Genomic DNA, 14,569 nt, shown 5'->3' with positions numbered 1-14,569 from the left:
GAGAGATCGAAAATCTGTGGCGGTTCAACCAGTCCCTGTCGACGAGTGTGGTCAGACTGCTACAATTTCCAGAAGCCCCTGCCAGCGGGAGAAATCTCGTCCGGTGATCCGCAGGGCATGGAATGGATGACACCTTTACTAGTAAGTCCTGTCAATTGAATTTTTCGCCGTCATTATTGTTGGGCCAGTCCGGAACGTCGTCGACAACGTCCAATCTGGAGTTTGACTGGCCATATTTATGGTGGGAGTGGTTGCCATTCATCTTGATTGGAATGGCTGTCATCGCCACGTTCTTCTTTGTTCGCAAAGATACGTCACGACTTCCGTGGTTCTGGAAAACGCTGCTCGGTGGATTTCGCCTCGCGTTTCTGGCGATCGCAATTGTCATTGCTTTGAATCCACATGTCAGAACGCAAACGAGTGCGTTTCGAAGTTCTCGTGTCATTCTGCTCGTCGACACGTCGACATCGATGCAGCAACCCGCCGGCAACGACCCCGGAACATCTTCCGCTCCGAGCACAACGCGGGCAGAAGTGGTCAAAACTCTCCTCGAAGATTCTCCGCTCATCGATCAGCTGCGGACGGATCATATTGTGGACGTCTACACGTTTCAGGACAACGTGAGCGAATTGCTCGTGCGTCTTCCGCAGCAATCGGAAGGTGATGACTCTTCATCGCAGCAGACGAATGCGTCGGCGTCGGATTCAAATTCCTCAAGTGAGTCGGATGTTGAATTCGACTGGTCGAAGGTCTTAGCTCCGGAGGGGCATCTGACCCGCTTGGGAGATGCCGTTGACCAAATGCTCGTCGAAGCAGGAGGAGCGACTCTTTCGGGAATTGTTGTCGTTTCCGACGGGGCCGTGAACGCAGGCAAGGACGTTTCGATCCCCCGCGAGCGAGCCATCGCTGAGCAAGTGCGGCTCGTCGCAGTCGGCGTGGGAGGAACTGAGGAACCGCGAAACCTGGAAGTTGTCCGAGTGATCGCGCCAACGGACGTTCAGAAGGGCGACTCTTTCGAGTTCTCCGCAATCCTCAACGGGCAGGGCGTTTCCGGAGATTCCGTTCAGGTGGAACTTCTCCAGCAGGGACCCAACGATCCCGAACCGATCGTCGTTCTCACTGAAACCACGACAATGTCAACGGACGCAGCGCCGACTGAGATTCGCTTCGATCTCAAGCCGAACGACGCCGGTGAATACGAATACACACTCCGGGCCAAGTTGCAAGAAGGGCAGGAAATTCGCGATGAAGACAATCAACTCAGCCGCACGGTCAGCCTCTACGATCGTCCGTTGAGAGTGCTCGTTGTGGCGGGCGGACCGATGCGTGACTATCGGTTCTCCAAAAATGTTCTTCATCGGCATCCTTCGATTCTTGTCGATGTCTGGCTCCAGACGGGAACGGTTGGGATCAGCCAGGAATCCAATCGACTGCTCTTTCGTTTTCCTGAAGACAAGGAAACGATGTATGAGTACGACGTCTTGCTGGCGTTCGACCCTGACTGGTCGCAGCTTTCGGCGGAGCAGCAGGAGTTGCTCAACGAGTGGGTTTCGAACGAAGGCGGAGGGGTTTTCGTCGTCGCTGGGGATGTGCACACATCGGAACTGGCGGCCAGTGATGACCTCTCGCAGATCAAAAAGTTGTATCCCGTTTTGCTCGAGGAAGTGAGCCTTCGACTCGGAAACACCGAAGTCGCCACCACTCCGTTTCCTGTCGGATTGACTCAAGAGGGACAGGTTGCTGAATTCCTGAAAGTCGACGAAGACGGTGAATCGTCGCCATGGGAAGAGTTCCCCGGTGTCTTTCGAACCTACCCCACTGTGGGAGCAAAGGCAGGAACGACGGTCTTCGCAGAGTTCACCGACCCGCTGGCGCGCGGGCCAGGAGGACAACCGATCCTGATCGCCAGTCAGCGGTTTGGACAGGGGAATGTCCTGTATCTGGGAAGCCCCGAGATGTGGCGTTTGCGTGCCATCGATGAAAGCTACTTCGAACGTTTCTGGATCAAGGCGGTTCGGAAAGCTGCCGAAGGGCGGTCGAAGAGGGGACTACAACGAAGCTTCTTCATCCTCGATGGTCGAGAGTTTGATCTGGGCCAGTCGGTCCCTTTGCGGTTACGATCTCTCACTCCCGAATTTGAGCCGCTCGTCGCGGATTCGATTTCTCTTGATCTATATGGTCCCAAAGATCGACCGATTCTTCCGGGGCCGACACTCACGAAAGATCGTGTCCGACCGTCGGAATTCGTCGGAGATTATCGACCACTTCAGCCCGGACGGTATCGCTTTGAGTATGATGTGCCAGATTCCAATGAACGCATCTCTCAGGAGATTGATGTGCTCTTCCCCCGGCAAGAAGCCGCCTCGTTCGTTCAAGAGATTGGAATTCTCAGACAACTCGTTGAAGGAACCGGTGGAGATTATTTCCCAATCGAACAGGCAGCAGAGGCTGTTGCCTTGCGTTTGCCAAACAGAAGCGAGTCCGTGACGATTGATCAGAAGATCCAGGAAGTCTGGGATCGGAAGTGGTTGATGGTCCTGTTGGCCGCTCTCTTGTCCGCAGAATGGCTGACAAGAAAATTACTTCGTCTTGCCTGATCACAACAGAAGAGGTGCATTTGTGCTCCCCCAGGAAATTCAGAGTGTTCTGAGCAAGTTTCGGCGAGCAATTCGTCGGTACGTTTTCCTCGAAGGGATCGCTCTTCTGATTGCGATTGCCTGTGCGATTTTTTGGATCACCTTCGCCGTTGACGTGATCTACTTCCGGTTTTCCCGGTTGGAGTTGCCGACCTCGTTTCGACTGCTCGTCTTGATGAGCATGGTCATTCTCCTGGCGAGTGTCGCTGCCTCGTGGTTCTTTTTTCGACTGTTGCGAAGCTTTCGCAATCGCGACCTCGCTCTCGCTTTGGAAAAACGTTTCCCTCAGCTGCAGGATCGGTTGATTACCACAGTTGAGTTCGAAGGTGAGGAAGCGTCGCATCTCAAGTCGGCGATGATGGAACGGACGAGCCGAGAAGCCGTCGACGCACTCACGAAAATTGACATCGATGAAAGCTTTGATCCAACTCCTCTCAAACGCCTGGGCATGGTGGCTGCGGTCCTGTTCTGCACGCTGGCAGTTTTCAGTGTTGCCAACGCAGCTGGGGTGAAGCGATGGATGCAGGCGTATCTCTATGGAGAAGAAAATTACTGGGACCCGTTTCGAAAACACTCGCTGAATCTGAGTGTCCTCGCGCAGCCCGGTGATCGCGTCAAAGAGTTTGATTCCAATCGAATCTATAAACACCCTCGCGGATCAGATCTGGAACTGATCGTCGAGAGTGATGAAGCGATGACAGTTCCCGAACGAGTGGATCTCAACTATCTGATCTTCGCATCCGGAGGAACAAAACGCGGACGGGCGACGATGTCGCCGGTCGGGTCCGGGCGTTTCGTTCAGACAATCTCACAAGTTGTAGAAGATCACGAACTCTGGATGATCGGCGGAGACTTCGTGAATCGGCGGCCGTATCGAGTTCAGGTTGTCGATCCGCCTGAAATTGATTCCATCACACTTGAATGCGACTACCCCAGCTACACAGGAATGGATGGCCAAGAGGATCAAATCGTTCGTGTCGTCGCAACGCAAGTGGCGCTCCCGATGGAAACGGAGTTTCTTCTGAATGCGCAAACGAACAAACCTCTTCGCGAAGTCGATCTTCGCAGCGACAGGTTCCGACTCCGTTTCGGTCGGCGCGGTGATTCATCGGACAGCAAGGACGAAGTCAGCCTCGAACTGCTTGATGAAAACGGCATCACTCAGAAACGTCTGACAGTGACGACGCCAATTGAAAGTCTCTATTCAAGCGATCGGACCGCTTTTCAGTTTCCCCTCGTCGTGACGACTGGTGCCGAAGAGGAATGGAATGCAATGGACGATGATGTGACGTTCCCGTTCCCGATTTCTGCAGACACCAGCCTCAAGATTTTCCTGCATGACGAGGATGACATTTTCAGTCAGGAACCGACGCAATTGCTGATCGAGGGAATCGCCGATCGTGCTCCGGTCATCGACACGAAGCGGACCGGAGTTGGGACCATCGTGACTCGGAATGCCAGTTTGCCAATTGAAGGCCGTATCTCCGACGACTACGGGCTGGCAGACGCCTGGTTTGGCTACCGGATCGGAAGCGACTCGACAGTGAACCAGACACCGCTTCTCAATCGTCCCGATGGTCAAAAGGACTTCGTCTTGAATGATTCCTCATCGGGAGAGTTTGAACGTTTCGCGCTTCGTCCACTCAAACTTCAGGAAGGTCAAACTCTGACACTCGGTGTTTATGCTGAGGACAAGGATCACCTGAACGGACCCAACATCGCTCACGGAGAGTTGTTCAGCTTTAAGATTGTCTCCGATGACGAATTGCTCGCGCGACTTTTCGATCGCGAGGTCAACTTGCGTCTCCGATTCGAACAGATTCGTTCTGAAGTCGACGAACTACGGAACTCACTCGGAAATGAAACAGAACGGGCACAGAGATTCGACACCGATCCAGCGGTCCGATCGGCGGAAAGTCCGGTGCTGTCGTCGTTTATTGAGCGGTCGCTCCATCAATTGCGAAAAAATCATACCGAATCACGGGCCATCGAAGTCGCCTTCCGCGAACTGCGCGAAGAAATGGTCAACAACGGAATCGACACAAAAGAGAAGCTCGAGCGGATCGACACCGGTGTCATTGCCCCGCTTCAAATTCTCAATGAACAGCTCTTCGATACTGCGGATGAACGTTACGCATTGCAGCGTATGCGGTTACGGCAAGTGATAGGAGTCGAGGAATCGATCAACGAGACAATCCCGGCAGTCGATGACTTGCTGGCGCAGATGGATCGAATTCTGGATGAAATGCGGGATCGTGGGACGATCAACGATCTCATTCAAAATCTCCAGAGAACAATTGAACAGCAACGTAAGTTGTTGGAAGAGACTGAGAACAAGCGGATTGAAGAAAATTTCTTCTTTGATTTCGACGAGTGAGTGAGATCATTCATCTCAGAGCACAGTAAATGACGAGATGTTAATTATGCGGAATCTGCCAATTCTCCTCATCTGGATGGTCATGGCGGCCGCGCCGGTGAGTCAGGCTCAAAGCCAATCACCGACAGGCAGCAGCGAAGATTCTCCAGCTGCCCCCGCTGCCGATCTCTCAAACGCACAGAAACAGCTCTTTCGCGACTACGAGCGCTTCGAAAAGTCTCTCTACGACGTCGCTGAGCAGATTCGTCAAAAAGATCCGGAACAGGCGGAAATCCTCTATCGGGCGCGCAGCAAAAGCCAGGAGGAAAACGTCCTTCAGGAAATGGAACTCATTTCCGAGCTTCTGTCCCCCTCGACTCAGGGAGACCAACCTGCGCAGTACGGACCAGCTGTGGACCGTCAGAAAGAAGTACTTGCCCGAATGGAAACCATTCTCAAGTTGCTTCAAAGTCTCGACGAACGGCAACGTCTGGCCGACGAAATGCGACGGATTCAGGAGTTGCTGAAAGATACGAATCGCGTGATTGCGGGACAAAAAGATGTCCGTGCCGAAACGCTCCGAGGTCGCGATTCAGAACAGCTCAGCGAAGCACAGAAGAAAGTGGCCGACAAGGCCGACGAACTCGCTGAGAAAATCGACGAACAGGACAAAGCACGCGAAGATTCGCAAGACAGCAGCGACTCCGAGGAAGGAAGTGACGAGGAATCCAACACTTCCGAAGACTCATCTTCCGATGAGCCGAAAGAGACGTCCCCGGCAGAACAGTCCGAGGGCGAGAAATCAGAAAGCGACGGCGAATCAAGTTCGAGCGAAAGCTCCTCTTCTGAAACCGGTGAGCAGTCTTCTTCTTCCGGCGAACGTTCAGAAGGTGAAAAGTCTGAGTCTTCAGAATCAGAAAGCAGCGGGCAAAAGAGCGAGGGCGAACAGCAGCAAGGCGAACAACAGCAAGGCGAACAACAACAAGGCGAACAACAACAGGGCGAACAACAACAGGGGCAGCAGCAACAGGGTCAACAGCAGCAGCAACAAGAACAACAGCAGACTGCGGGGCGAGAGCAGTTGGAACAGGCCCGCAAGGAGATGGAGAAAGCCATCGAAGATCTGCTCAATGAGCAGAACGATGAAGCTGTCGAAGATCAGGATTCCGCCATCGCACGCCTGGAAGAACTGAAGGCGGAACTCGAGGAAATCCTCAGACAGCTTCGCGAAGAAGAGAAGGAATCTTATCTCACTCTTCTGGAAGCCCGTTTTCAGAACATGCTGACGCGTCAGTTGCGTGTGAATTCAGAAACGGTGCGAATCAATCAGATTCCTGAAGACGCGCGACTGCAGCAAAATTATGCATCGCAAACTGCTGATGTGCGCAAACAACAGGAAGACAATCTCATCGATGCTCAAAAAGCACTCAATCTGCTGATTGAAGAAGGTTCCTCGGTCGCGTTTCCGGAAGCGGTCCAGCAAATGAACAAGAATATGCAGATCGTGATTAATCGTTTGGCAAATCAGGACACCGGAAATACCACGCAGTTGGTGGAAACTCTGATTGCTGAAACACTTGAGGAGATGATCGAGACCTTTCAACAGGAACTTGAAGACCAGGAACGGGAGCAGCAGGAAGGCCAACCTGGACAACCTTCCGAACCTGATGACCCTTCTCTTGTCAATCAAATTGCAGAACTGAAGATGATTCGGTCCCTACAATTACAAATCAATCGAATTACGCAGCAGATTGGCACGGAAAATGATCCCTCTGTTCCACTCGATGCAGAGCAGCTTGATTTGATTGATGATCTCGCCCGCCGACAACAGCGGATTCAAAAAGCCACTTATGACCTTTCAGTGGGGAGAAATAAGTGAGACGGCGTATTGCTAAGAGTGTGATTCTGTGCGGGTTCGGCCTCGTTGCCGTTCTGGCAATTTCGAAATCCTGTCCTGCAGCCAGCGATCAGGTTTATTCCTCTCCCAGTGCTGAACAGCTTCAGCTTGGTGTGAACGAATGGCTGACTCAACGGGGATTGGAACGATCGCCAGCCGTTGACGCTGTTCAACCCTTCTGGGAATTTTCCGGGACTCCCTCACCGGAGCAAAAGTTCGACGCGCTTATGCGTACGTTCTATCTCGCAGATGACCAGACACGCAAAATCGTGGACCAGTGTCAGTCGTTCAGTTATGGTCCGGAGTTGCTTCGACTCCAGGCTGTTCCCTCAGAAATGGCTGCTGCGGAGCCTCTTTACAGCCACAATGTGAACTATTTTCTGGCGAGGCATCTCGCATTGTTAACAGCGTATTCAGAAGCTGTTGAGTTGTTCAAAACGATCGATCTGAATTACGTCGTCGATCCAGCGGGATGTCTGTTCTATCGCTCTGTGTGTGAACATCATCTCTTGCTCAGAAACGAAGGTCTTGATTCTCTCGATAAGCTTCTTGAGAGCACAGAAAGTGTTCCAGTGCGATATCAAGAACTCGGCGAACTGATGAGAAATGATCTCCAGTCCGTCAAAGAGAAATCTCTGGGCGAAGTGGCAAGACAAATGCGTGATGTCGAGCGCCGATTGAATCTCGGACGAACCGGGTATGGTGTTCAGGAAGTTGAAGAGCGAATCATTGCGACGTTGGATGAGCTGATCAAAAAAATGGAACAGCAACAACAGCAGCAATCGCAGTCTTCAGCCGGTTCGTCGAATTCCTCCGCACCTGAGAACGGAGCCGACGACACCTATCTGGGCGGAATCCAAGGTGAAGGTTTGACCGACAAGAAGGATATCGGCAACAAAGACAACTGGGGAGATCTTCCTCCCAAGGCACGTGAAGCAGCCCGCAATATGCTCGACCGCCAGTTTCCTTCGCATTATCGACAGGCCGTTGAACAGTATCTCAAAAAGCTTGCCGATCGCCCCGCACCGAGTCCATAGCCCGGAATTCGTCAGACTGCGGTTCGTAATCCTGTGAGCTGGGATGAACCAGTTTGATCAGCACTCTGACCGGTTCGCGCCAAGACAATTGAGTGACGTTTGCCTATACTTTCCCGGAGGAAGAGATGTTGCTTCTCATCGTTTCCAACGTGAAAGGACAATGGATTGAATACGGCGCTGCAACTGCTTGTAATGGCTGTTCTCTCGGGCGAACCTGCGACAGCGACAACGTTGGATGGGGAATCCATTCGTGGAGAGGTCTTGGCTCTCGACAATGAGCAAGTCGTCCTTCAGTCGGATGATGGACGCTCAGAAATCGCGATTGACCAACTGATGCTCTTACAGTTTGATCGCGTTGCTGAAGCGGTCGAAACAACAGATCGTGCGGTGGTTCTTGTCGATGGTTCGTCGATTCAATTCGACTCCGTCACGAGTGAACCGCAGACAATGCACTTCCAATCGAAGGTCCTCGGAGAGCACGAATTGCCAACCGAGCAAGTGACTCGAATCCGGTGGAGTCCGGTGGAAGAACAGATCGCTGAGAGTTGGGCGGACTTACAGACGCGAGGTTCGCGAGACGATTTGCTTGTCTTTCGGAAAGGTGACGTCCTCGACTACGTGGGCGGAACGGTCACACGGATTACCGATAAAGGAGTGACGGTTTCTGTCAAAGGCCGCGAATTGACTGCCCCGCTCGAACGAGTGTTCGCGGTGATCTACTCCGGTCGCGAGTCGAAGAGCGGATCGAGTGCCGGAGCTTTGAAAACAACGTCCGGAGATGTTCTGCAGTTGAAGAGCCTGACGCTGAATGAAGACGTCATGGAGGTGAAGACTGACTGGCTGGACTCGTTGACAATTCCTTCCGGATCGGTCGAAGAGATCGACTACGCTGGCGGGAGAATTCGATTTCTGGCAGATCTCCCGTTCGATGAGTCTGCTTCTCAAAGTCCCGACTCGGAATTTCCTGTTGTCTGGTTCACAGCGAAGAATTTCCCGGCTGGCTCAGGAGGAAGACGCCCGCTGTTGATTGGAGAGGAACGGTTCTCTCGTGGCCTGTGGATGCACTCCGGGGCGGTCGTGCGATTTCGTCTCAATCGTCAATTCAGTGAACTGCGAACAACTGCCGGATTCGATTTGAACCATGCTGGCAATATGCCTCGGTTCGATCCCAAAGTGAAGCTTGTCATTGAAGGGGACGGAAGCCAACTCTATGAGCATGCCTTCACCTGGGATGATCCGCCTGAGAAAATTCGGGTCGATCTTGAAGGCGTTCGTGAACTTGTCATTCGCGTTGAGTCCAACGGGTCCGCTCAGGGAATCCTCGAACACTTTGCCCTCGGTGACGCACAGGTGATCAAGTGAGAGTTTGCTGTACTCCTCAAATCAGATCAAAGATTCTCGGATGTCTCATCGTCTTCGGCGTGAGCACTTTGTTGGCTGCAAAGGTCAGTTCCGGGGCGGGATTGACCGTTTCTGAATCCGTGCTTCAAGCGGAGCAGCAGCGGATTGACACCATCTCCCGAATTGTTCCGGCTGTTGTGGCCATTTTCGATCCGAGTGGGCAGGGCGGAGGCTCTGGCGTTCTGATTGACGAAGCAGGCTTTGCGATCACGAACTTCCACGTCGTCCAGGGGCTCGGCGGATTCATGAAGTGCGGTCTGAACGATGGAAACGTCTACGATGCGGTGCTTGTCGGAATCGATCCGACCGGCGATGTCGCGATGATTCAGCTTTTGGGCCGAGACGACTTTCCTCATGCGGAGATCGGGGACAGCGACAAGGTGAAGATGGGAGACTGGACGCTCGCGCTCGGGAACCCGTTTCTGCTCGCCGACGACTTTCAGCCAACGGTCACATACGGAATGGTCAGCGGGGTTCATCGCTATCAATATCCGGCCGGCACTTTCCTGGAGTACACCGACTGCATTCAGGTCGATGCTTCGATCAACCCGGGAAACTCCGGAGGTCCACTTTTCAACGCAGATGGAGAACTCATCGGAATCAATGGGCGAATTTCCGTTGAGAAAAGAGGCCGCGTCAATGTCGGGGCGGGCTATGCGATCTCGATCAACCAGGTCATGAATTTTCTGGATCATCTCAAGAGCGGTCGGATCGTCGACCATGCCACATTGGGAGCCACGGTCACCAGTTTGTCCGACGGTTCGGTGGTCGTTTCCAATATTCTCGAAACTTCCGATGCCTATCTCAGCGGGCTTCGACGGGACGATGAGTTGATTTCCTTCGCAGGCAGACCGGTCCGAAGCGTCAATCAATTCAAGAACATTCTCGGAATCTATCCGAAAGGATGGCAGGTTCCGTTGTCCTATCAGCGAGACGGGAAGAGGACGGATATCGTCGTACGGCTGGCGGGGCTTCATCGACGGGCTGAACTCGTCCCGGGTGGGCCGGTTGAACCGGGGCCCGACGAACCGGACGATCAACCTCCGATCCCGATCCCATTGCCACATTCGATGGAGCCGAAAGCTCCCGAGATCCCGGACGAATACAAGGATCTTTACGAAGACAAACCGGGCTACGCGAACTACTACTTCAATCGAGTTCGGACCGATCAGCTACTCGGTGCGCTCGAAGAACAGTTCGGAGACTCTTCACGACAACAACTGAATTGGATGTGGGCGGGAACTGTCAACGAAGAGACTCCCGTTCAATTCCGCTTGCTGACGGATGTTATCGCAGCCAAGTTGGGAGCGGAGTTCGCTGTGCAGAATCTCGATGAAGATCCTCAACCAGTTCCCGAGTCGACGGGAGGACTTCTGACAGCGCTGCATCAGTTTAAAAAGCTTCTGCAAGCCCCCGACGACTACTTCACTGAGTTTTACTATGTGGGAAGCGAGCCGCTCGACGGAACAGGCGATCGGGTTGACGTTTTGATTTCAACGAAAGGTCTGGTGACGTCTCGCTGGTATTTCGACCGGGATGATCTGCGTCTGGTGGGGTTCGATACGTCCATCGACGAAGAGCATCAGCCGTGCGAAATCCGGTTTGGAGAGATGACTGAAATCGACGGGCGACCTTTCCCCGAGAAGTTCCATGTTCGCCATGCTCGAAGCGAGTGGGGAACAATCGAATTACAGACCTTTGAAGCGATCGCACCAGAAGCGGGAGTGGGGCAATGACTGTTTCTCGGCGTTTCTTGATCTGTTCTATCGTTTCACTGGCGATGACTCTGACAACCGGGGCAGCCAGTCAAGCGGAGTCTTTTTCGAACGCTGTCGATCAGGTTCAGCCGAAAGTCGTCAAGCTTTTCGGTGCGGGGGGACTCAAGAATCTCGCGAACTACGGGACCGGAGTTCTCGTCAGCCCGGATGGGCACATTGCGACCGTCTGGAACCATTTGCTCGACTCGGATGTCGTGACGGTGGTTCTTCATGATGGTCGACGGTTCTTCGGGAAAGTGGTCGGAACGGATTCGAAGGTCGATCTCGCCATTATCAAAATCGAAGCTGAGGATCTTCCGTTTTTCAATATCTCAGACACCGCAGAAGTTGGCCCGGGCGCGCTGATTCTGGCGTTCAGCAATGTGTTTAAAGTTGCCACTGGAGATGAACCGGTCTCGGTGATGCAGGGGGTGGTTTCCGCCAAGACAAAACTGGCTGCGCGACGTGGACGCTATCGAGCGTCTTACGATGGAGACGTCTATCTCGTGGACGCAGTCACCAATAACCCCGGGGCTGCGGGAGGAGTATTGACGACCGCAGATGGGAAGCTGCTGGGAATGCTCGGTCGGGAGTTGAAGGGGACAAACAACACCTGGCTCAATTACGCGATTCCGTTTTCCGTGCTGGAGAAATCAATCAACGATATCGTCGCCGGTCGATTCAGTCGCACAGATGATCTTCTGGCAGTTGCGGATGAAACAGAATCGTCAGGCTTCCAGTCGATTGACTTCGGATTTCTCCTCGTTCCGGATGTTGTCGCTCGAACACCTGCCTATGTCGATTCGGTCATTGAAGAGACGGAAGCCGCAAAATTGGGGCTGCAACCTGATGACCTCATCGTCTTTGCCAACGGCGAATTGGTTCATTCAATTCAGACATTGCAGGGAGTCTTTCAACGATTGTTGCCTGGCGACGATTTGCAGCTGATTGTTCGACGCAATAATGAACTTGTGACTTTCACCTTCGAAGTTCCCCGAAAGCAATGATGTTGAATTCGAAACAATGTTCCGTCAGCCGCAGCCGAAAGCACCTGTCTGCTTTGCATCTTATGATCTTGGCTGTGCTGTTGTTCGTTCCTGGTGCCGTGACTTTTGGTCAGGGTGTGGCAAGAGAAGAACAACTGGCGATTCAACAGGCGATGGCGTATGTGAATCCGTCGATCGTCCGAATCGAAACGGTCGGCGGAGTCGATCTCGTGGGCGATCTGCTCGTGGGAACAGGTCCGACGAGTGGAGTCGTCGTTCGTGAAGATGGATACATCATCACCAGCCGATTCAACTTTGTTGCGGATCCCGCATCCGTTCTCGTCACGACTGCTGACGGAGAACGTTATGCTGCGGAAGTTGTCGCGACCGATTTCTCTAAGATGCTCACGCTGCTGAAAATCGAGCGAGACGATCTTCAACCGCTGCAATCTGTTCCGGTTGATGACATGCACGTGGGGCAACGTGCGATCGCGTTGGGGAGAACTTTTGATCCTGAGTTCCCGAATGTTTCCGTCGGAATCATCAGTGCGCTGAAGAGGATTCGAGGCAAAGCATTGCAGACCGATGCGAAGACGTCTCCGGTCAATTATGGAGGGGCGCTGATCAATCTGAAGGGCGAATGTCTCGGGATCATTGTTCCGTTGTCGAGCCAGCGAGATGAGGAAACCGCTGGAGTGGAACTCTACGACAGTGGAATTGGTTTCGCGATTCCTCTTGCCGACATTGAACGCGTCGTCGATCAGATGATTGATGGCGAAGACTTGCATGCGGGATTGCTGGGAATCGGATTCGAGGCAGAAGGTCCTGTTTCTGGAGAGGCAGAAATCGTGCGTGTGCGTCCGCGTTCGCCCGCCGATTCGGCCGGACTGGTCAAAGGTGATGTCGTTACAGAAATCGACGGCGTTCCAATTCGACGAGTCAACGATTTGAAGCAGGTCCTCGGAAATCGGTATGCCGGAGAGACGGTGAATGTGACTATCCGCAGAGCTGATGAATCCATTCAGACGATGGTCACTCTCACTGACGAGCTTGTCGCGTATCAATTTCCGTCACTCGGAATACTTCCTTCCCGATCGACGAACCGAACGCAAGCTGGCGTGGGTCTTCGATTTGTCTTCCCGGAAAGTTCTGCAGCAAAAGCCGGGCTTCAAGCTGGCGATATCATCACCAGTTTTCAGTCGGAACCGGTCGAGACGACAAGCGACATTTCATCGCTTCTGTCCAAGTTTGAAATTGGGGACACGATCGAATTAGAAGTCGTTCGTGATTCTGATTCACTGAAGTTGCCAATCACGCTGGAGGAATTCCCGGATGGCGACAACCTTCCCAACATTCCCCCTCCGGTTTTGACCGCCGGAAATCGAACGGAAGAGATTGAAGTGGGACGCTTCAATCAGAAACTTCCGGGAGATGATCGCCAGTTCTGGGTCCTTGTCCCTCAGGATTATCATCCCGAACAACAGCATGGATTGCTTTTGTGGACTCATCCCGCTGGCGACACCATGGAAGCAGAAATTGTGCGTTCCTGGCGAGATCTCGCCAGTGAGCGGGGGCTCATTCTGGTTGGTGTGCGTGCCGAAGATGTGAGCGGATTTTCTCAGACCGACGAGGAATACGCGAAAGACGTTGTTGAATGGGTCACTCAAAATTACGCGATCGATCCGGCCCGAGTGGCAGTGATGGGGGCGGAAGACTCGGGACCATTTGCGACCCAGCTTGCCTTCAAGTACCGCGAACTCTTCCGTGGTCTTCTGGCGATCGATGCGCCACTCCGGTTTCCGCCTCCCGACAGCAATCCAGAGTCACGTCTCTTGATCGGATTTGTCGTTGGCCCGGAATCTCGCAGTCGTGAGCAGATCACGAAGTCGGTCGAGATTCTTCGCGAACGTGAGTTCCCCACCGCTCTCATTGAGAATACCGAACCGGAAATGTTCTCGTTCGATGTGGTCGATTTAATGGCTCAGTGGCTCGATGCGCTGGACCGTCTATAAATAACTGCTCCGGACACAATCGAACTTCAGACTGTCGCGGCAGGCGAGAGTTGTTTCGGTTGGTCCACAAAGGGGGAAATGTGAAGCTTGATGACCCGATTTGTCTGTGTTTCCATGTTTCGAAACGCAAGATTCTGAATTACATGAGAATCGCCAAACCCCGCCGCGCCAGTCAGCTCAGCGAATGCGGTGGGGCTGGGACAGGTTGCGGATGGTGCGTGGCCTACCTGAAACGCCATTTCAACAACTTTCAGGAAGGCGTTGCTGACGACGATGTTGATTCGACGGAGTACGCAGCTGGCCGTCAAAAGCATCTCGCGGACCGAAAGAAAACGCCTCCGACCAGCTGATTCCTGTTCGGAAACGGTTTACAGCGTCGCAAGTGATTGACGGTTCGGATCGAGTGGAAACTTCCTCATTGGGATACTTTTCGAAACGGCCTTCCCGGATTCGCGAGTTCTTCGAGAAGAGCAAACCGCTTCTGAGG

General features: G+C 53.2%; 9 protein-coding genes. All 9 read left to right on the top strand.

Translation table 11 applies throughout. The annotated features are described in order from the left end of the window. Positions 1 to 155 precede the first annotated feature (155 nt). The 9 genes from KOR42_RS11565 (at position 156) to KOR42_RS11525 (ending at position 14,432) form a co-directional block, all read left to right on the top strand. Entirely contained in the window at positions 156 to 2,597 is a 2,442-nt protein-coding gene (locus KOR42_RS11565; RefSeq protein ID WP_146509835.1) for a vWA domain-containing protein, read from the top strand. A gap of 22 nt (positions 2,598 to 2,619) precedes the next feature. Continuing rightward, positions 2,620 to 5,013, top strand: a complete 2,394-nt coding sequence (locus KOR42_RS11560) for a hypothetical protein (protein WP_146509834.1) — start codon at positions 2,620 to 2,622, stop codon at positions 5,011 to 5,013. A gap of 46 nt (positions 5,014 to 5,059) precedes the next feature. Then, positions 5,060 to 6,871: a hypothetical protein gene (locus KOR42_RS11555; protein ID WP_146509833.1), complete on the top strand. Its 1,812-nt coding sequence runs from the start codon at positions 5,060 to 5,062 to the stop codon at positions 6,869 to 6,871. After that, positions 6,868 to 7,926: a hypothetical protein gene (locus KOR42_RS11550; RefSeq protein ID WP_146509832.1), complete on the top strand. Its 1,059-nt coding sequence runs from the start codon at positions 6,868 to 6,870 to the stop codon at positions 7,924 to 7,926. Before KOR42_RS11555 ends, KOR42_RS11550 begins: the two co-directional genes overlap by 4 nt. 165 nt (positions 7,927 to 8,091) lie before the next feature. Beyond that, a complete protein-coding gene (locus KOR42_RS11545) occupies positions 8,092 to 9,288 on the top strand; it encodes an NPCBM/NEW2 domain-containing protein (RefSeq protein ID WP_146509831.1) in 1,197 nt (398 codons plus the stop codon). A 71-nt stretch (positions 9,289 to 9,359) separates the two neighbouring features. After that, positions 9,360 to 11,063 carry a S1C family serine protease gene (locus KOR42_RS11540; protein WP_197441075.1) on the top strand — a complete coding sequence of 568 codons (1,704 nt, stop codon included), beginning with the start codon at positions 9,360 to 9,362 and terminating at the stop codon, positions 11,061 to 11,063. Beyond that, positions 11,060 to 12,091, top strand: coding sequence for a S1C family serine protease (locus tag KOR42_RS11535; protein WP_146509829.1), 1,032 nt, complete (start codon positions 11,060 to 11,062; stop codon positions 12,089 to 12,091). Before KOR42_RS11540 ends, KOR42_RS11535 begins: the two co-directional genes overlap by 4 nt. 74 nt (positions 12,092 to 12,165) lie before the next feature. Beyond that, a complete protein-coding gene (locus tag KOR42_RS11530) occupies positions 12,166 to 14,082 on the top strand; it encodes a PDZ domain-containing protein (protein WP_197441074.1) in 1,917 nt (638 codons plus the stop codon). Positions 14,083 to 14,162: 80 nt separating this feature from the next. Then, entirely contained in the window at positions 14,163 to 14,432 is a 270-nt protein-coding gene (locus KOR42_RS11525; protein ID WP_146510083.1) for a (2Fe-2S)-binding protein, read from the top strand. Positions 14,433 to 14,569: the final 137 nt, after the last annotated feature.

The organism is Thalassoglobus neptunius, assembly GCF_007859735.1.
Lineage (GTDB): Bacteria > Planctomycetota > Planctomycetia > Planctomycetales > Planctomycetaceae > Thalassoglobus > Thalassoglobus neptunius.
Note: the sequence above shows the minus strand (reverse complement) of the source record. Positions and strands in the feature narration are given on the sequence as shown.

Excerpts from the sequence above, each read along its gene's own strand:
- KOR42_RS11555 (WP_146509833.1), top strand. The coding sequence starts at position 5,060 with ATGCGGAATCTGCCAATTCTCCTCATCTGGATGGTCATGGCGGCCGCG.
- KOR42_RS11535 (WP_146509829.1), top strand. The coding sequence starts at position 11,060 with ATGACTGTTTCTCGGCGTTTCTTGATCTGTTCTATCGTTTCACTGGCG.